The sequence below is a fragment of the Candidatus Neomarinimicrobiota bacterium genome (assembly GCA_021734025.1).
GTDB lineage: Bacteria > Fidelibacterota > JAANXI01 > JAANXI01 > JAANXI01 > JAANXI01.
In genome coordinates this window covers 15,018-33,911 of sequence record JAIPJS010000022.1, presented here as the reverse complement: position 1 = coordinate 33,911, position 18,894 = coordinate 15,018, and the positions used below count along the sequence as shown (strand labels likewise).

The window sequence follows — 18,894 nt, the reverse complement described above, 5'->3', positions numbered from 1 at the left end:
CAATAATTACTCCATTGGTGAAAATGTGGATTGTTAGGTTTTGGTCGTAATATAACAAGTGTGTTCGGTCTAAAAAGGGACTAGTGGTTTTTTTGTTTAAGTAATATCGTGAAATTAGAAAATATTTGAATAGCCCCGCCATTTATGGCGGGGAAACTAAGACTTCACCAAACCTTTCAGGGGCTTCAGCCCCTTTTTTGACCAGACTCACAAGCAGAACCCAAATGAAACGCTCAGAAAACCCGATTGGATTAAAACACATGAAGCCAATCTCGTTGGGTGAGAACCGGAATTCACTCCGTCCCCTCAAACAGCTGGTTCTGGCTGTCTGTCGCTCATCGAAACGGTGCCCAAGATATATAGTCCCAAAGGGATTCCTTCCGGGGCCGGCCAAAAGTAGGGGAAATTAGTATAGATGTTCTAGAAACAAACGGCGCCGCCGGATTTTTGTACACTTTTTTCCCATGGGGATCCCTTTAGGGCTAAAAAAGTGTGGTATTAAAAAGAACGATACTCAGTGAATTGCCCAGCATGGACCCTGTTGGCAAAGCCCGGGGCTATTTATTGTGTTTGTATAAAGGGTTTGCAAGCACCAACCCCTATGGGTGATTCATTCGTTTGGGAAGGCTCCGATTAAGATATATGAATATAGGTGACTAAGAATTGTACAACTTGAACACTTGAACACCGGAACACTTAAACACCGGAACACTCTCACACGGTAGTTACGTCTTCCGCTTCTGCTTCTTCGCCGCTGGAAACAACACATTGTTCAGGATCAGCCGGTATCCCGGTGAATTTTTGTGCAGACTCAGCTGAGTCGGAGGATCCCCGACAAAATGCTGAAAATCCTCCGGGTCGTGTCCGCCGTAATAGGTGAACGTCCCCTGGCCGGCGTTTCCATGAAGATATTTTACCCGCTGTGTCCCCTCGAATTCTCCCATTATAACCACATCGTCTTTGATGAACTTTCGGTTGAAACTCGTGGTTTGTCCCATGAAATCTTTCACCACGGCCACGTGGTTCTGCGTCAGCATGGTCGGCACCGGATCGTATTTGGCGGAGAACTCAAACAGGCTGAAGTAGTCGCCCTCGGCGCCGCGGATCGGCGCGGAATAACTCGGTGGGATATCGATATTCGAATATTCGTAAACCAGCGGATCGGTTTCCAGCTGGAAATTCTCGAATGCAAACGTCAGCGAAAAATTCAACTTCTGCTGGGCATTGGGATCCATCGGCGTCCCGTCGTAGACGGTGCCGGCGATATCGACGTTCTGGGCGGACAGGGCAATGTCCAATGCATCAGTTGCCGAGCACATGGCGAACATGAATCCCCCGTTGACTACGTACTCCCGTATACGCCATGCGACCGCCTTCTTCTGTGCCTGCACCGATTTAAACCCCAGCTCCTCCGCCATGGCTTCGTATTTCATCTGTTGCTCGATGTACCACGGCGCGGTGTGATAATTTTTGTAGAATTTGCCGTACTGTCCGGTAAAGTCTTCGTGATGGAGATGCAGCCAGTCATATTCCGAGAGCTCACCATCCAGCACTCCGCGGTCCCACAGAGTTTCGTAATCGATCTCCGCGTAAGTCAGCGCCATGGTCACCGCGTCATCCCAGGGACGCTTGTTCGGCGGCGTATATATCGCGATCTTTGGCGCCTTCTCCAGAAGCACCATGTCCATGTTATTCTGTTCGATGGTCGAATAGATCTGCGTCACCTGGCCTGGCGAAACTGTTTGGTGCGTAACATTTCGCACCCGGCACTCCCGGGCGATGCCGTCGTGATAATCGATGAGGAACGAGCCGCCCTTGTAATTGAGCAGCCACTCCACGTTAATTCCCTGCTTCAGCGTCCAGTATGCCACGCCGTAAGCCTTCAGGTGGTCGGTTTGACTCTGATCCATGGGAATCAGCAGTTTTTGCTGCCCAAAGATGGAGAGAGGGAGAAGGAGTACGACAAAAATGGTGATGAGTTTTTTTCGCATATTTACCTTTAATTATTCATAATTTGTAATAAATCAATAAATCTGCTATGGTATAAATTCAATATTTTCAATGTTGTAGAGACGTTCCATAGAACGTCTCTACATGGTATAATTCTTCCAGTATTATTACTTTCAGTTCAACATGTTGACACCTCGCATCAAGGATTTCATTCAATCGTCCTGATAATGTTTCATGAACGGTGCAGGCTATGACGTCTGTTGCTGGAGTTGACGGATTCGTTGCCGGGCGATCTGCTCTAATATGCTTCCCGGATGTTTTACCAATACTTGCTCATACCAGTGGATGGCTTCGGACAGTTTGTTCTCCTCCTGGTACACTTCGCCCAGCAGAAACATAGCCTGATCACCGATCGGCGTCTCAGGATAATTCTCTATGACCGACGTCAGCCAGTTCTGCACCTGCTCTCGTTGATTCAGCAGCCGGCCCATCTGCGCTGCCCGAACTAACGCATACGAGGCCACCGGCGCATCCTTTTCCATGTCCAGAATCCGAAGCCACGCTTTCTGCGCCTCAGTGATCTTGTGTTGTTTCAGGTAAAACTCGCCCCGGAAAAACTGCCGGAATGTTGAGGTATCGGAAGCCGATTTATTTTTGAGCGCGTTATCAGCCAGCGTTCGGATTTCCATAATGTCGTTGAACAATTCGGAGGAGAGGTTGACGGAGTTCAACAGGTCGGTCAGCTGGGTTAATCCGCTGTCAACGTCACCGGCATAGAAAAAGGTACCCGCCCGATACAATCGCATGGATTGCGGGATCGAGGATTCGGGATTTTTAATTTTATCGATAGCCTGATTCCAGTGGTTGCGGGCCTTTTCGATGTTTCCCTTGGCGAGATATACCTTTCCAACATATAAAAGCGACTCCGCATATCTGAGATGGTTGGGATCGCCGGTGCATTGCCGGAAGTATTGCATAGCCCGGTCGAAATCGTTGCCCAGCCGAAAGTAGAGTTCTCCGAGTCGGTATTCCGCCAGCTGAGCGTATTCGGTGTTCGTGTCAATACTTACGACTGAGTCGAAATCCGCAACTACCTGAGAGAGTTCAGGCCCGGCCTCTTCCGGAATCACAACAAAATCCGGATCCCAAAAGATGTTGCGGCGGAACACCGTGACGCCTGACTCATGGTCATATTTTTCCAGAAGATTTTGGTAGCCGGCTTCAGCATAACCGTATCGCAGTGATGCCGGATTTTGTATCGGTTCATCCAAATTCAGTAGAGTTCGATACAATGTTCTGGCCCGGACGTACTCTTCGTCCTCAAGAAAATCACCCGCCACGGTCCGCCGGTATTTCCCCGGCGCCTGCTCCAGTTGTTCAAGAGTTCGATAGTGTTCTAATGCCCGATCATACTCCTGGATTCGATACAGATAGTCAGCCAGGATCTTGTACAGGTTGGTATCTTTGGGATATTCCTCAATAGCGGATTCCAGCACCGGAATCACCTGGTCGTTTACCTCCGGTTCGTCCGGGAATCGCGAGATCTGCGAAATCAGAAAGCTCACATTCCTGCCGTGATGCCGGTAATAGAGGAGATATTCCTCAGTGGCGTGATCATAGTTTAACCGTGATGAAAACACCGATCCCAGTTGCAGCGCATAAAACGACGGCTGCCCCAGGACATCTCTGGCTTCATTGGCCGTTTCGCGGGCCTCCGTGTACAGACCGTTCCGCACCATTTCGTTCAGTATCACCTGATAGTTCCGGGTGTTGCGTCCCAGCGATTCCAGCACGCTACGCCATTGGCGGAGGGCTTTCTCCTTATCATTCTGATTGTAGAATACCGTTCCCAGTTTCACCAATGATTGGATATCGCTGGGGTGGGACTTCAGATATCGGGAAATGACAGCTTCGGCGGCGCCATAATCGCTCATCCGGACCAAAATATCTACGTAATTCCGGTAGACTGCCTCCTGCTCCGGATGCTGCTCGTACAGCTGCCGGTAAACTTTGGAGGCCTCCTCCAGCCGGCCCTGCTGTTCAAGGGCGGAGGCTTGTCTCAGTTGATTTCGGATATTCGCATCTTGCTGTGGTACATTTTCTAACTGCCGCTGCTGCAACAGCTGAATCTGGCCATCCGCCAAATTCGGCAAAGAAAGTACTCCTAAAATAATCATTAGAGAAAAAGCCGTTACCCTGATCTTGTCGAAGGGTGAGAAATGCATGGGATTAGGTTTGCTAATATCGCTGAGCCTACTTCTCCGAGAGGAGTCCATCCCGGGAACGCGTGACTCTCTGAATCGCTCAATAAAAGAAAAATTTCGCATCATTCCCCGGACCCAGCCTCTTCCGTCTGTGTCTCACTCAACGAATTGAAGTAATTCCGGATTACCGACTCGTACGACTGGCTGTATCCTTCACGCAATGCCTGGTCCAGCGATTCCTGAATCAGATTCCGGCGCTCGCCGTAATTCTCCGGCAAGCCGGCCGGCCCGCTCCGGACGACTTCTTCGCCCGTCTGAGATTCCCGCTTCTTGCTGAAATCCCTGGTTCGCATGGAGCGTGTTGCGTCCAGCATCCGGGAGAGGATCTTCTGTTGACGCTCGATAGTTTCCCGGGTAAACCGTTTGTTCCGGAGATCTTCCTCCACTTCCTTCATTTCTTCGGTCATGCCACGCATATCGCCCATGCCCTGCGATTCACCGGATCGCGACATCTCCTGCTGCATCTGCTGGAGCGACTGACGGATCCCCATCTGCCGGGCGGCGAGGCGCTGCATAGCCGCCTGCTGCGCAGGTGAGGGATTGCCCTGTTGCCCCAACTGCTGCTGGGACTGCTGATTAAGCGATTGCTGCTGACTGGCCATCTGCTGCATCTGCTTGAGATAATTCTCGAAACCGGTGCTGCTGCCCTGAGACTGGAGGTTATTCATGGCGTTGACAAGTTGCTGCGCGGTTTCGTTCAGCGATGCCATCGCTGCCCCTTGACGGTTGGCTGCCTGACTCGCCTGACGCTCAGCCAGACTCTGGACCGATCGCTGCATGTTGGATGCGGTGTTTCCCAACGCCTTACCAATATCCCGGGTCACCCCAAATGTCTTCTGGGAGAGCTGAATCAATTGTCCGACCGTTCGTTGGAGGTTCATCTGCAAACTTTGCTGCTCGTCGGCCAGTTCACCCAGCTGCGGACTTTTTCCCTGGAGCGGAGCAGTTCGATTGCGGAGCGCCTCCTGTTGCTGTGAGAGCGAAAGAACGTTCCGCAGGACCGCACGGAATTCGTCCAAAACTTCGTTCATAGTCTGTTGCCGCAATGCCTGCTGGGTCTGCTGTAATTGATTTGCCAGGTTTTTAAGTCGCTGACTGGATTGCTGCGCCCGCTGCTGGCCGGACTGCATCTGGCCCTGCTGGAACGACTGCTGCGATTGGCGCATTTGCCGGAGAATGGAATCCATCTTCGCCTGTGATACGGCCTCTTTCATTTGCTCTGATGGCATCACCGGAAATTCTTCCATGGATTTCGCCAGCTGCTCCATTCGTTTCTCGGCGATCTCGTATTCATCGGCCGCCAGCTGCTCCTCCTGACTCAGTTCGGATCGGGCGTCCGCCGAAGCGGAATCCGCCTTATCTGCGATATTTTGCTGCTGCTCCGCCAGCTCACTGATACGCTTCACCACTTCGTCCATCTGCTGCTCAATCTGCACCCGTTTAAAGAGCTTCAGCGCCCGGTCAATACTTTGTGTCAGATCCTGTTCATTCTGCTGCAGGTTCTCCATAGCCTTGCGGACTTCTTCCGGATTCGCCTGGTCCATGGCCTGCTGGAGCTGCTTCAGCGCTTCCTCCAGTTCCGGCGTCATCACATCCTGAAACACCTGCTGCAATTCCTGATATTTCTTCGCCAGCTCCTCGCTGAACAGCTGGTGTTTTTTCGCTTCCTCCAACATGTTGTCCAACTGTTTGCTCACTTCGTCCAGTTGCTTTTTCAGCTCCTCATGAGACTTCACAATGTTTTCCGCCTGCTGCTCCTGCTGCCAGGTGATTTCCTCCTTTTTCTGCATTTCCAGAGTCAGTTCATCTACCTGTTTCTTAATCTTCTCCACGCGCCGTCGGATCTCCTCTGCCTGTTCCATGGCGCCGGACTGTTGCTGCTGCGTCCGCGCAAACATGTCGCTTAGCGACGGAAATCGCGCCGTCTGTACCTGGCTGTGACTCACCTTTGGACCGCTCACCCGATCGTTATCCCATACCGCGATCCGGTAGCGGACCATATCCCTGGGCGACAGGTTATACGGGTTTAAATCCCAGCGATGGGTATACTCGCGCACCTTTTGTCCGGACTCGCTCAGCGGAAGCGATTCGGTTTTCCAGGTCGTATCCCGATCGGAGGCCGCCGGCTTCACGATTTGATACTGTACCGCGAGTTTCGAGAAACCGTAGTCGTCCTGGAGTCGCAATAGAAACGGGATCTGCAACGATTCACCCAGATCCACGTCGCCTTGCGGCTGGAGTATTTCCACACGCGGATACTCGTCGGAAAGCGGCGTAATTTTGTAATTTGCAGGATTCGTATTTGCTATATCCTGAAAATCTTTGAGTCGGATGGAGAAGGCATCGGGTCGCATTATCCGAAAGCTTGATCGGATATCGGTTTCGTTAATGTCCATGGATTGCGAGGCATTGCGGGACTCGAATCCGACTTCGGCGGACTTAACCGGCTTATTGGTTTTCCCGGTGAGTTCGACTTTAGTACCCTTTAAGGCCACTATTTCCGTGGAAGTAATTTCCTGCTGGCGCGGTTCCAGATCCGAGTATTCGGGCGGCACCAGTCGCATTGCCAATGACTGAATCTGTGGACGGCTCATAACCTGAACCCGGAACGTTTCCGTCCGAATTTCATCCCATCGGTCCCACCAATGCGGGGATTGGGCGTGGACGGTGTATTCGAAACTCCGGCGCACATCGCGGAATTTATGGCGATAATGTCCAGTTGAATCCTGGGTAAGGACGATCGTCTGCGACTGATTCGGCTCGGTCCGGGTCAGCAGAACGTCGTCCGGGAGTTCGCCATCGACGGAAACCGTTACCGGCACCGGATCGGAGTTCAATACCTGCACATTGCCGGGAGAAACCTCAAAGGTAAACGGTTGCGGGATTTCGTAAGTGGTGTTCGGATGAAACAATCGGCTGGCTCCGTCGGTTACGCTCCCAAAGAACGGGAGCCAGAGTACCAGCCAGAGCCCTATGGCAATCCCGAGTCCCCTGGCAAGGAACTGGCGGGTTTCGGACGCCACCGCATCTCTGGGATTGATCCCTTCCAACTGCTTGGCAACCGATTTGAGGTTCACATCGATTAAATCTTTGGAATAGTGGTATTGCTTTTTCTCCCGGATGAGCGCAAGGGCATTGGCCACGTGATCGGCAAGAGCGGGAAAATGTTGGCCAAGGCGTTTTGCCAGGGAAAAATCCGAATAACGGGCCGATCCACCAGCTCCGATGAAGCCTACCCAGAGTCCACTGCCAAAGAGTACCAGGGCCACTGTTCCACCCGTGATCCAGAGAAGGCGAGTCCGGCTGGCGCCGTCCAGATACCAGAGTGATTCGGCGGTAATAGCGATGCCGAGCAGCACGGTTCCGAGCAAAAGACTCCCGATGAGGCCGGTGCGGAAATGCTCCGCAGCAATATACGTGCGGAACCGGTGGAGTATCTTTCGAATTCTGTTCTCTGGTGATTGAGACATATATTCCCGGCGTTTTTAGTGTGTTAATGCGTAAAGGACGATGTTCGTTCCCATCTGAAGTGACTTGCGGTGTTGCTCCGGCGTGTCGTCGTGAACATCGGTATCCTCCCAGCCGTCTCCAAGGTCTGTCTCGTAGGTGTAGAACACCACCAGGCGTTCGTTGTGGAACAGCCCGAATCCCTGGGCAGGCTTTCCGTCGTGCTCATGAATTTTGGGCGGCCCGTTGGAGAAATCGTATTTTATATGGTAAATGGGATGATCGAATGGCAATTCCACAAATTCCTTCTCCGGGAAGACTTTTTTCATCTCGCGGCGAAATGATTCATCCATTCCGTAGTTATCATCGGCATGGAGAAATCCTCCGTTTGTGAGATACTGACGCAACCGTTGCACGTCCGTTTCGGAAAACCGGATGTTCCCGTGTCCCGTCATATACAGATACGGATGGAGAAACAGCTCCGGGTCCTGGGGCTTCAGCCGTACCTCATCCGGGTTGACCTTCATTGCACTGTTCTCACGAAGGAAATTGATCAAATTCGGGATGGAACTGGGATCACTATACCAGTCTCCGCCGCCATCGTACTGCAGGCGGGCAATACTGAAATCATATGGTTGAGCGGAGATAGTGGTTGGCGATGCGAACGCCAGCAATCCCGCAAAGACCAAGAGAATAAAAACGGACCCGGATTTTTTAGCACATACAAATAAACTTTTCCATGCAGAGATGATAAATGAAACGTCTCTACCGGGGATTCGCTTAGCCATAATTTGGTCTAAAATTAACATTATGTACCTACAAAACTCCTGACTATCAGGATTATCATAAAGATAGCTCCGACCATTTTACTTATTTTGCCTCCGGCGTTTCCAAGAAAGGCTCCATAACCCGCCCGCAACGCCTTGTCGACGGAACTGGTCCGAAACATCTCCACACCGACGGCTCCGATGTATGCACCTGCTAACGTTCCTAGCAGTGTGCCAACCACAGGAACGATCCCCGATCCCACCACAGCACCAACCAGCGCCCCGATAATGGCGCCGGCAATGCCGATATTTGATGCACCGTATTTTTTAGCGGACATCCCTGTGATTAAATACTCCAAACCTTCCAGCGCTACGGCGATGGCAAACAGCCAGATTACGAGATTGGAGGATACATGTACAAAATCGGTGAGCATCCCCTCCAGCAGTGCGGCCCCGGCGATGATAAACGTCCCCGGCGCTCCGAACGGGATAATAAGCACCGATCCGAAGACCACCAACCACATGATAATGTACAGTACGACGCTCATCGGGTTAAATTAAGTTTATTCAAAGCGGGTATTTCATTCATGTCCATTCGGGCCTCCGTCAATTCTATTCAATGGAATTTGAAAATTAGACCAAATCCCCGAAAGATTAAAGAATAAAACAGATCCGGTCGTCTGAAGTTCCGCGGAGAAATCCCGTTGCCAGGCTTTGCCCAGGATGACTGGGGGGTGGCTATATAGTAAATGGTAGAGGCCAGTCATCCCGACCGAGTCTGGCGGCTGCCGGACGAGCGTCTCACCAGAGACTCCTTCCGGAGGAGGGATCTCGTGAGGGTTTCTCCGTAAGAAAATTACCAGATCCTTCGTCTCGCTTCGCTCGCTCAGGGGGACTAGTGGTGTTCTCATGAGTAATAATAGTGAGTCATTCCAAATGAACGAAGTGAACGTCCCGGCAGGGACTCCTCCCGGAGGAGGAATCTGGTTAGGGCACATCTGGGGATTAACTGGTGAGAACTTTCCCCGGCAAAGATCATCCTTGGGCCGGTTCCTCCGCTTGCGCGGTGTTGCTCAGACTGCCTCACCAATGTCTCTTTAACGAAATACCACACGCTGACTACTGAAGAAGGCTATGGTGGTCTCGTCAATTCACGCCCCGTTCTGTGACCCTTTCAGGGGTTGGCGACCCTGAAAGGGTCTGCGGAATGCTATGTTATCGTAAACTGAATTGCCCTCACCGGTCGCACAGCAGCGGTGACGGTGCAATGGTAAACGAAAGGAAAGTAAAACCAGTCATCCCGACCGAGACGACTCTCCCGCCAATGCGGAATCGCTCAAGATGACTGGTTATGTAATTAATCATATATAGTTCCAGACAAACCTAAGCCGGATGTTTCCAATCTCCCATACCCGGTTGTGTCAGGACTTCGCCAGACACTAATTCGCTCGTGCTCATACCAGCAGTCGCTATTAACAGGCCAAAATAAATTATGTTTATTCTGGCCTCGAAATGCATTGTGTAGGAACTTCTGCCGAACTGAAGACAGGCAGAACCGGCTGTTTGAGGGAGCATAGCGACCGAGTTCCGGTTCTGTCCTGAAGTGAGGTATAGAAGTTCTAACAATGGATTTCTCAGCATTGATTTTTTGCCACCTTTTAGCGTCCAAGTGTTCCGCACAAGCGCATCAAGGCAAAAGGTGGAGGGATAATAAAAAAATGTAAAGACGGTTGAGATTTGGATAATTTCGTATTTGTATTTAATCGTTCAATAATATCTTACACCAACTCAAAGAACTCCTGTAATTCAATTCTCCTGAAGGGTCGTTTAGGAAAATGACAATACCAACCCAAGAAAAAATATTCGTTCCTGCACCCATTTTTTCATACTTTCACTGCACCGGAAAAATTCCTTTCAGTAATGAAATTGACGGCGGTCTATTATACCATGCGAAAATTCTCGAACCAGAGTCGGATTCTGCTGTCATTTTTGCCAGTGATTGTGCTGTGTATAATTTTTTCTGAGCCGGCAAATGCCACCAACTCTATTGTTGACATTAATCATCCGGTGTACGAGTATCTCCAGCGCCTGGAAGCCAAAGGCTTTATCCGGGATCTCCGGCTGTATTCCAGGCCGAACACCCGGGAGGAAATCGGCGAATTACTCGTATTAACATACCGGGCATCCGAAGCTGGAGAGAATTTGACCCGATATGACCGCCAACGCCTACTAAAATATCTTCAGGAATTTGATGCCTACCGACTGTTTGAGGGATACGAGGCGAAGCAGGGAGAAAACCACCTGGTCAGGTATTCCCATCAAAACTGGCGGTTTACCGGTGATGTCATGGCCGATCTCTCTAACCGGCTCCAGTCGAATAATGCCCCCTATCCGGTCATCGGATTCGGCGGGGAAATGCGCGGCAGTTACTATCCTTCCGGCGAGTCGAATAGTAGCATTACTGGGTATCTCCGCTGGCTGACGTTCGTTGAATTCACCGAAGATACGACCTATGGTGAATTCGGTGCTGAAGAAGGCCGGGCGTATACCGTCCGGGACGGGGTATTGAACAGCAATCGAATTCGCACCGGTATCTTCTGGGAATCGAATCTTGGCCGCATTAGCTATCTGCACGATACACCGAAGTGGGGGCGGGGACGCATCGCAGGCCTCCAGATCGGGGGTGCAGCACCTGAATTTGATCTTTTGCACTACGCCGGCTGGTTCGGAAAATTACGGTTTACTTTTCTCATGGGGAAACTGAACAGCAATTACGGGCAGCGATTTCTCGGGGGCCACCGTCTCGAATGGCAACCGGTCCGCTGGCTGCAGTTCTCTGTGGGTGAGACGGTTATCTATGGTGACTCCACTAATGCCCGGGGAATTGAGTACACCTATCTGAATCCGTTTATCCCATATACCGCCGCGGAGATGAACGTGGGTGACAGGGATAATAACACCGGAGCCATCGGTTTTACCGCGTTTCTCCGGGACAAGGTTACCATATACGGGGAGGCCCTGTTTGACGATTTTGTGTTCAATAAATCGTTTACCGAATATTTTGCGAACAAGTGGGCAGGTCTCCTGGGATTTTATTGGATTGATCCCATCGATATCCCCGGGAGCAGCGTGACGTTTGAATATGTCCGAATTGAACCGTGGGTGTACACGCATGTGGACAGGGTGAATATCTACCGGCACTTTGGAACCAGTCTCGGATATCCCCTGAAGCCGAACAGTGACAGGACGCTCCTTGCACTGGATAAGGGGTTTGGGCGCCGGTGGAATATTACCGGGACGGTGATGCATTCCCGTCACGGTGCCGGCGATTTTGAGCAATCTCACGATCATCCGGCCAGTGTGCCGTACGTGCCGGAAAAGTCCTTTCTCCAGGGAGCGCTCACCAGGGAAACCAAGACTTCCCTGGGAATTCGATACGAATTTATGCAGTCTTCCTATGTGCGCGGGACCTATATTTATACTTCCCGAACCGGCGAATCGGCCTTTCAGCAGGCCATCATCGGGCTATCGCTGAATTACTGAATTTGGGATGACCCATGCCGCATGCCCTATCCAGAGAAATCAAGTACATCTCCGTATCTCAAATGCTGCGTAACATCCTCAGCGGACTCATTCTGTTAATTATTATCAGTGGATTCGCGCAGGAGGCGGATGGACGCATCCCGTACCGAAAGCCGATTACGTTTTCCATCTATGATATAAACATTGGGGGCGGTTTTTACGCCGCCGATCCGTTTTACCTCCTGGACTCCACGGAGACAACTATTGGTAATTTGGGCGATGCCGTGGCCAAAATTCCGATTACCGTCTCCGTCGATATCCTGAAGTACAATTATTTGCATTTGCTCTGGCGTCAGAATTTTTTGGATTATCTCATCGGTGCCAACCTGTTTTTCCAGCGGAATGCGATATCGGTATACGGCTCGGAGTCATGGACGTCATCCGGCAGCCGGGCCACTTATAGACCCACGATCTTTGGAATCGGGTTGACGCAATCCCTTCTCTATCAACCGTTCGATAACTTCTATTTTCAATTCGATTATACTGTTGGGCAGGGCCAACTGTGGCTGTATTCGGATTACCTGGGCAAACCGTATCTGCGATCGGAGCAGGAATTCATCCAGATCTTTGGGGCTGGATTGCGCTGGACCAATATTGACATGGCCGGCTCCAAGGTAAACATTGGATTTTCTTATCGATATCATTGGCTGCCGTTTCCGGCCATCCGCGATCCGGATAATTTGACACCGATTAAGGCACTCGACATCAGCTCCCACGGATTGAGTTTTAATTTTGGACTGTTATTCGGCGGCGGGAAAACGGTTGGAGATGATGCCCGACAAAGTATGAAGCAGAAAGATTACCTGAAGGCCAAAAGTCAATTTAGACAGTTTATCCGAACTTATCCCGGTCACTCACGTGTGCCCCGCGCCCGAAGAAAACTTGAGGAAATCGAGAGATTGCTCCCTTACCAGTATTTCAGGCAGGCGGAGCAGCAATTCCGAAACGGGAATTACGAAGAGGCCCTTGAAACGTATGCCATGGCCTCCGAAATTTCCGACCCGGCGATTCAGGATACCCTTCTAAAACGGAAGGCGCAGATAAGCCGGGTTATTCTGAGCAGAGCTGTAGAAAGCCATGAACAGGGAGATCTCCAATCTGCGGACTCCCTGTACCAGTCGGCCAGGACCATCAGCGCAGTGGTGGAGGATTCCATCTCCCGGCGTATGATCGACCTCCACTACGATCGGGCAGAGAAATTTGTAGAGGCGGGGATGTGGGAGCCGGCACTCCGGGAAATCGGCAAGGCGGATTCCATCGGACACGTCCCTAAATATGACGAGCTGGAGTACGATCTCCGGCTCAGGGTTGCACGGGGATATCTGCAGGACGCGCATCGGGCGGCATCGGAAGGAGCAACCATCGCTGCTGAAGATTTTATCCGCCGGGCGTTGGCTATTAATCAGTCGCTCCGGGAGCGAGCGGACGAGGCGCTGAAAATCCTCCATGCTCAAAACTGGTATTCGGTTCGAGAGCGGCTCCGTGGCGAGATGACGTCTGCTCTGTCTAAAGAAAAATTAGAGCAGCAAGCCAAAAAATATGCGCTGCTAGAAGTCTATCAGGTGGAGAGGGGAATGTACAAAGATATGGTCAGAGAATTGTACGGCCCGCCCGGGGAGATTTTCCGGGAGGAAGACCTCCAGGGACGACAGTACGAACTCTGGGTCTATCGATTGACGAATCAACTATATGAGTATATCTATTTTCAGAGAGAACAAGTGACCGAGACGGAACGGGTAAAACTGTAAGAGTTATATCGCTTTGTAGTGCTTCAGCGTCCACATTACTTGTTCGAAGGTGACCTTAATAATTCCGGCCGCCGGGACGGCAATTAACATACCGAAGGCACCCATCAGGCTGCCGCCAATTATAATAATGATGATGACTGAAATCGGGTGCATGTTCACACTTTTGGACATCACCGTGGGGGAAACAATCGAGTTGTCAATCATCTGAACGATGGCAAACATTAGCGCAATGTAGACGAGCATAATCGGTTCGCCTGGATTGTTAATGATGGAAATAAGCATAGCCGGAATAGCACCTGCTACCGGGCCAATGTACGGGATCAGGTTTGCTATACCGGCAATCAGGCCGATAAAGACGAAATACTTGATATCCAGTATCCAGAGGCCAATGATGGAGAGCAGACCGATAACCAGTGCGTCGGTCAGTTGTCCCCGGATATAGTTACTTAGTTGCGTCTGGATATGGTCCAATAAGTTCAGCCCGGGTTCGAAATACCTGTTGGGAATCAAACTGACGATGCTTTTGGTGATTTTCCGACTGTCCTTCATCAACAGGAATGTGATCACAAGGACGATAAACAGCGACGACACCATCCCGGCGATGTTAAAGAGCAAGGAGACGCTGCCGGAGAGAAAATCGCTGAAGAAGGTGTTTATACGACCGGAAAAGTCGATTTTCTGAATTTCCGCTGATGCCGCAGCAGGCAGCTTTTCTGAAATCCAATTCTGGAAGGTCTCCAGGAGTTCGGTCGGTTGTTGGGACTGGATTAACTCATTTATTGCCATTGCCTGCTCCCGTACCATGGGAATAATAAACCAGAAGGCCAGTGCAATGGTAAACAGGAACACTAGCAGAACTATTAACGCGCTGAGGGCTCTGGGAATTTTACGTCGCTCAAGGATGTCCACAAACGGAGAGAGAATGGCAGTTAACAGCACCGAAACTAACAGGAGTACGAGCGCACTGGAAATGTACGGAAACGCTTTTACGGCAATATAGCCGAGCACGATAACAAAAATGAACTTCCACAACCCGGTAATCAGCTGTGGATCAAGCGTAATAACCTGTTTGGGAGACTCTTGGGGTTGGTTCATCGGTCAGGGAGATTCTGCGGATTGCTGTGTGGATTTCAACTCGTTCAATTCCTTCTGAAGCGAATCCACCTGCTCCTGGAGTTCCTGGGTGAGTTCGTTTTGTGCCCGGAGACGGGTTGCAATGACATTAGCGACACCCGTTATAATTTTGATGCCCGTTTTTGGCTTCCTGTTCAGGAGGTCGAACAGGTCAGGACGGAAAAAAGCGATGATCTGGGAAAGTTCAGCCGCCTCCGCTGTCGCTGATCGGGGAGCATCATTCAGTAGGGACATATCTCCGAAGAAGCTTCCCTGGGAAAGGCTGGCCAGAATCAGCTTGTTGCCCTCTTCGTCATGTCGGACAATGTTGACCTTACCACTCAGTACAATATACATCCCGAGCCCGGGTTGGCCTTGGGAAAAAATTGTTTCGTTCTGGGTGTACGTCCGCTGGTGTACCAGTTTCTCGATTTCCACGAATTCGGATTTGTCCAGTTCCTGGAAAATTGGAACGCCCTGTAGTGCGAGGACTGTCTCGGATTCATCCGACCGCTTTTTAAATATGTTGTCCCAAAGAGGTGATATCATAATTAGTCCGGTGTGTCAACTGTTTCGGTGAAGGTACGAAGGGCTGTGGAATGGAGTCAAGTTCGATTTTCCCGGAATAAATGATTTAACAGCCGCCGTTGACCGCACACAGCGTCCATGACAGTGGGGTTCCTAAATGGATATCCCATCACTAACAACGTCGGCAGAGACTGTCCAACGGAGAATTTTTCCATGAAAGCCCAGCTTACGCTTTTGTTCGATATCATCATAATTATTGAATCTGGACGGAGACGTCTCTATCTTGGCATCTTATGCTTCGAAACCGACTGACTTTTGGCGTTATCATAGTACTCCTGAGTGCGGCTGTGGTTCCGGCGTCTGCCCAGGACCTCGGGGAAAAGATACGGTCCCAGGAGCAGCAACTCCAATCACTGGAAAAAGAGATCCAGCAGTTTCGCCAGGAGCTGGAAACGAAACAAAAACGGGAGCAATCGCTCCTGGAGCAGCTGAATTCTCTGGAAAAGGACATCAGCTACACCCAACAGCTGGTCCAGCAGATGGAACGCACCCAACAAGAACGGGAGAAACGGATTGACCATCTGAATAAGAGTCTCTCAGCGAGCGAGGAAAAACTTACCGAACTCAAGGATCGGTTCGCCAGGCGTGCGGTACGGATTTACAAGCAGGATAATTACAGCGACATCGAACTCCTGTTGACCTCGCGTTCTCTGAATCAGGCACTCATCCGGTATAAATATCTGAGCATCATCAACGAGGCGGATAAAAAGACCTTTCATGCGATCAATAATACCATTGAAAAGATCGAGAGTGACCGGGCTGAACTCCGGGAGCAGATCCAAAAGCAGGAACGCTTGATTGCCGAACGCCGGAAAGAGGAAGCCCGACTGAAAAAGGATCGGTCACGGCGGCAGAATTTGCTGGCCTCCGTACAGGAAGACCAAAAATCACTCCGGCAGAATATCGAAGAGCGACAGCAGGCCGTAAAGGATTTACAGGAACTTATCGCCAAACTGGAAGAGGAAAAGGCCCGGGAGGAGCGGGAACGGCGTTTGGCCCGGCAACGGGCGAGTCAGGGGATGGAAACAACGACGGACATTCCAAGCCTGAAAGGGAAATTGCCATGGCCGGCGACCGGCGACGTGGTGACAAAATTCGGAACATACCGGCATCCAAAATTGAAAACCGTTACTGAAAACCCCGGGATCGATATTGCGGCACCAAAAGGCACGGATGTTGTAGCAGTACTAGACGGACTTGTGACAACCATCACCTTTATGCGGAGCTACGGGAATATGATAATTATCGATCATGGCAGCGGATTTTACACGGTGTATACACACGTCGTCGATATACAGGTAAATCCCAATAGTTACGTGAGCACCGGTGATGTGATCGCCAAGGTGGGCGATTCCGGGTCGCTGGACGGCGCCAAACTGCACTTTGAGATCTGGGGGAATCGCGAAAAACTGAATCCGGAAATATGGCTGACACAAGGCTGATGAAGCAACTGTTTCCCATCGTTGGTCAGGAGGATATTCTCGGACGGCTCCACAGCATCGCCGAGCGGAGTAGATACGCCAACGCCTATCTGTTCCATGGTCCGGAGGGGACGGGCAAAGAGGCTATGGCGATGGAATTTGCCGCCATTATGAATTGTCAGTCCGACGGAACCGAGCCCTGCGGATCATGCCGGGGATGTAAGCAGATGCGACATCTGCAGCACCCGAATTTGTCGATGATTTACGCGCTGCCAGGTGGCGGAGGCGATAAAAGCGATCCGCTGAAGGGGTTAGGTGGGTCGGTGATCGAAGAGATACAGGAAGCCATTCTTGCCAAAAGTGAAAATCCATACAGGAAGATCCGGATCTCCAAAGCACAGAACATCAAGATTTCCAGTATACGTCAGATGCAGAAGAATATTCATATGGGGCTGGCGGAGTCCGGCCGGAAGATCGTTCTCATTTTTGAAGCTGAGCGGATGAACGACTCGGCGTTTAACTCAATATTGAAAATCGTCGAGGAGCCGCCGGAGCACACGTCATTCGTTTTTTGCACCAGCGTGCTACACGCCATTCCGGAGACCATTCAATCTCGCTGTCAGCTGGTACCGTTCCGGTTACTGACCCGGGAAGAGGTAGAAGAGGGCCTGGAGCAATACACATCGATAGAGGAGAGAGAGGCCCTGGGCCAAATCGCCAGGATGGCGAACGGTGATTTCGGCTTTGCTCTGGATTTGGCCAGTCGGGACCTGGCAAAGGAAAAAGATCGTATCGTCAAATTCCTTCAGGCGGTAATGGGGGGGAAGCCGATGGCAATCAAGGAACAGGTCGACATGTTGTCGGGGCTGGCCAAAGATTCGGACCTGGCGCTCCGCCGATTTCTGTTGCTTATTCAACTGTGGCTGCGGGACGCTCGGTTGTGGTCAGAGACGGAAAATGTGGAGCAACTGGTCTTTCAGGAGATGCTTGATAAAATTAAAAAATTTGTAAATCATTACGAAGAAATCGATTATCAAACGGCACAGGTACTGCTGGAGAATGCCGTTGATTTCATTGAACGAAACGTCTATATTCGCCTTGCACTGTACAGCTTGCAAGTGCAGTTACACCAAGCGATACACGGGAAATTACAGGAAAAAAATTATGGCTATCGCCACCGATACAGCACAGCAAACAGTCTTCGTTGAATTCAAGGGAAACCGTCGGGGAAGCTACCTTTATACTCCCGGCGAAAATAAGGAGCCCATTGAGCGCGGCGACCAAATTATTGTTGAAACCGATGAGCACGGTGAAGATTCGGGCATCGTCACCCATATCTGTCCCAAGTGTGACCATAATGTGGTGCCCGACAAAAAAGTGCTACGGAAACTTTCGCCGGCCGATTATGCCCATCTGATTGATAACCAGGAGAAGGAAGAGGAAGCCTGGGAGGTCTGCCAGGAGCGTATCGAAGCGCTTGACCTGGACATGAAGCTGACCGATATAGAATTTCAGTTTGACCGGAAAAAAGTCACCTTTTACTACACTGCGGATGAGCGGGTGGACTTTCGCCAGCTCGTCCGGGATTTAGCGGCGATCTACCGGACCCGCATCGAAATGCGACAGATTGGCGTCCGGGACGAAGCCAAGCGGCATGACGGCGTGGGCGTCTGCGGTAACCGGATTTGTTGTTCGTCATTCATGGAAGGCTTCGAGCCGGTGAACACCCAGTTGGCCAAGGATCAGGGACTACCGCTGAATCCATCCAAACTCACCGGCATGTGCGGGAAGCTCAAGTGCTGTCTGCGGTATGAATATTCGTATTATGAGGAAAAGATGGACGACTTTCCCGAACAGGGTGAAATCTTTGACCTGCCCGAGGGGAAAGGCCGTGTCAATCATATCGATATATTTAACGACATCGTCCATTTCTGGTTAACCGAACGGGCAGAAATGGTGGAAAAACCACTCTCCGAACTCAACAATCAATCCAAAACTACAAGCGATTCCTGAC

The 18,894-nt window shown here is 50.9% G+C and carries 12 protein-coding genes; 5 read left to right on the top strand and 7 right to left on the bottom strand.

What is annotated here, in order from left to right:
* Positions 1-725: 725 nt before the first annotated feature.
* From K9N57_16015 to K9N57_15995, 5 genes are all read right to left on the bottom strand, one after another.
* The gene (locus tag K9N57_16015; protein MCF7805692.1) at positions 726-1,991 is read right to left on the bottom strand and encodes an asparagine synthetase B; all 1,266 of its coding nucleotides are present in this window, start codon (positions 1,989-1,991) and stop codon (positions 726-728) included.
* Between the two features lie 207 nt (positions 1,992-2,198).
* Positions 2,199-4,103: a tetratricopeptide repeat protein gene (locus K9N57_16010; GenBank protein MCF7805691.1), complete on the bottom strand. Its 1,905-nt coding sequence runs from the start codon at positions 4,101-4,103 to the stop codon at positions 2,199-2,201.
* Between the two features lie 173 nt (positions 4,104-4,276).
* Positions 4,277-7,684 (bottom strand): hypothetical protein, encoded by a 3,408-nt coding sequence (locus K9N57_16005; protein ID MCF7805690.1) that lies wholly within the window; start codon positions 7,682-7,684, stop codon positions 4,277-4,279.
* A 15-nt stretch (positions 7,685-7,699) separates the two neighbouring features.
* A complete protein-coding gene (locus K9N57_16000) occupies positions 7,700-8,449 on the bottom strand; it encodes a DUF4159 domain-containing protein (GenBank protein MCF7805689.1) in 750 nt (249 codons plus the stop codon).
* 20 nt (positions 8,450-8,469) lie between these two features.
* Positions 8,470-8,976 carry a DUF456 domain-containing protein gene (locus tag K9N57_15995; protein MCF7805688.1) on the bottom strand — a complete coding sequence of 169 codons (507 nt, stop codon included), beginning with the start codon at positions 8,974-8,976 and terminating at the stop codon, positions 8,470-8,472.
* A gap of 1,372 nt (positions 8,977-10,348) precedes the next feature.
* Here K9N57_15995 and K9N57_15990 point away from each other — a divergent pair.
* Positions 10,349-11,971 (top strand): capsule assembly Wzi family protein, encoded by a 1,623-nt coding sequence (locus K9N57_15990; GenBank protein ID MCF7805687.1) that lies wholly within the window; start codon positions 10,349-10,351, stop codon positions 11,969-11,971.
* Between the two features lie 14 nt (positions 11,972-11,985).
* On the top strand, positions 11,986-13,758 hold the full coding sequence (locus K9N57_15985) for a hypothetical protein (GenBank protein MCF7805686.1): 1,773 nt from the start codon (positions 11,986-11,988) through the stop codon (positions 13,756-13,758).
* 3 nt (positions 13,759-13,761) lie between these two features.
* Here K9N57_15985 and K9N57_15980 read toward each other — a convergent pair whose 3' ends face one another.
* Positions 13,762-14,853 (bottom strand): AI-2E family transporter, encoded by a 1,092-nt coding sequence (locus tag K9N57_15980; protein MCF7805685.1) that lies wholly within the window; start codon positions 14,851-14,853, stop codon positions 13,762-13,764.
* Between the two features lie 3 nt (positions 14,854-14,856).
* Positions 14,857-15,420, bottom strand: a complete 564-nt coding sequence (locus K9N57_15975; GenBank protein MCF7805684.1) for a cyclic nucleotide-binding domain-containing protein — start codon at positions 15,418-15,420, stop codon at positions 14,857-14,859.
* Positions 15,421-15,692: 272 nt separating this feature from the next.
* Between K9N57_15975 and K9N57_15970 the strand changes: the two genes are divergently transcribed.
* The 3 genes from K9N57_15970 to K9N57_15960 are packed head-to-tail and all read left to right on the top strand — an operon-like array spanning position 15,693 to position 18,893.
* The gene (locus tag K9N57_15970; protein MCF7805683.1) at positions 15,693-16,901 is read left to right on the top strand and encodes a peptidoglycan DD-metalloendopeptidase family protein; all 1,209 of its coding nucleotides are present in this window, start codon (positions 15,693-15,695) and stop codon (positions 16,899-16,901) included.
* A complete protein-coding gene (locus tag K9N57_15965; protein ID MCF7805682.1) occupies positions 16,883-18,088 on the top strand; it encodes a hypothetical protein in 1,206 nt (401 codons plus the stop codon). Before K9N57_15970 ends, K9N57_15965 begins: the two co-directional genes overlap by 19 nt.
* Positions 18,045-18,893 (top strand): stage 0 sporulation protein, encoded by an 849-nt coding sequence (locus tag K9N57_15960; protein ID MCF7805681.1) that lies wholly within the window; start codon positions 18,045-18,047, stop codon positions 18,891-18,893. The genes K9N57_15965 and K9N57_15960 overlap by 44 nt, the downstream gene beginning before the upstream one ends.
* Position 18,894: the final 1 nt, after the last annotated feature.

Bases quoted from the DNA above. Each gene is read 5' to 3' on its own strand.
- K9N57_16015 (MCF7805692.1), bottom strand. From the start codon at position 1,991: ATGCGAAAAAAACTCATCACCATTTTTGTCGTACTCCTTCTCCCTCTC.
- K9N57_16005 (MCF7805690.1), bottom strand. From the start codon at position 7,684: ATGTCTCAATCACCAGAGAACAGAATTCGAAAGATACTCCACCGGTTC.
- K9N57_16000 (MCF7805689.1), bottom strand. From the start codon at position 8,449: ATGGCTAAGCGAATCCCCGGTAGAGACGTTTCATTTATCATCTCTGCA.
- K9N57_15995 (MCF7805688.1), bottom strand. From the start codon at position 8,976: ATGAGCGTCGTACTGTACATTATCATGTGGTTGGTGGTCTTCGGATCG.
- K9N57_15990 (MCF7805687.1), top strand. From the start codon at position 10,349: ATGAAATTGACGGCGGTCTATTATACCATGCGAAAATTCTCGAACCAG.
- K9N57_15985 (MCF7805686.1), top strand. From the start codon at position 11,986: ATGCCGCATGCCCTATCCAGAGAAATCAAGTACATCTCCGTATCTCAA.
- K9N57_15980 (MCF7805685.1), bottom strand. From the start codon at position 14,853: ATGAACCAACCCCAAGAGTCTCCCAAACAGGTTATTACGCTTGATCCA.
- K9N57_15975 (MCF7805684.1), bottom strand. From the start codon at position 15,420: ATGATATCACCTCTTTGGGACAACATATTTAAAAAGCGGTCGGATGAA.
- K9N57_15970 (MCF7805683.1), top strand. From the start codon at position 15,693: ATGCTTCGAAACCGACTGACTTTTGGCGTTATCATAGTACTCCTGAGT.
- K9N57_15965 (MCF7805682.1), top strand. From the start codon at position 16,883: ATGGCTGACACAAGGCTGATGAAGCAACTGTTTCCCATCGTTGGTCAG.
- K9N57_15960 (MCF7805681.1), top strand. From the start codon at position 18,045: ATGGCTATCGCCACCGATACAGCACAGCAAACAGTCTTCGTTGAATTC.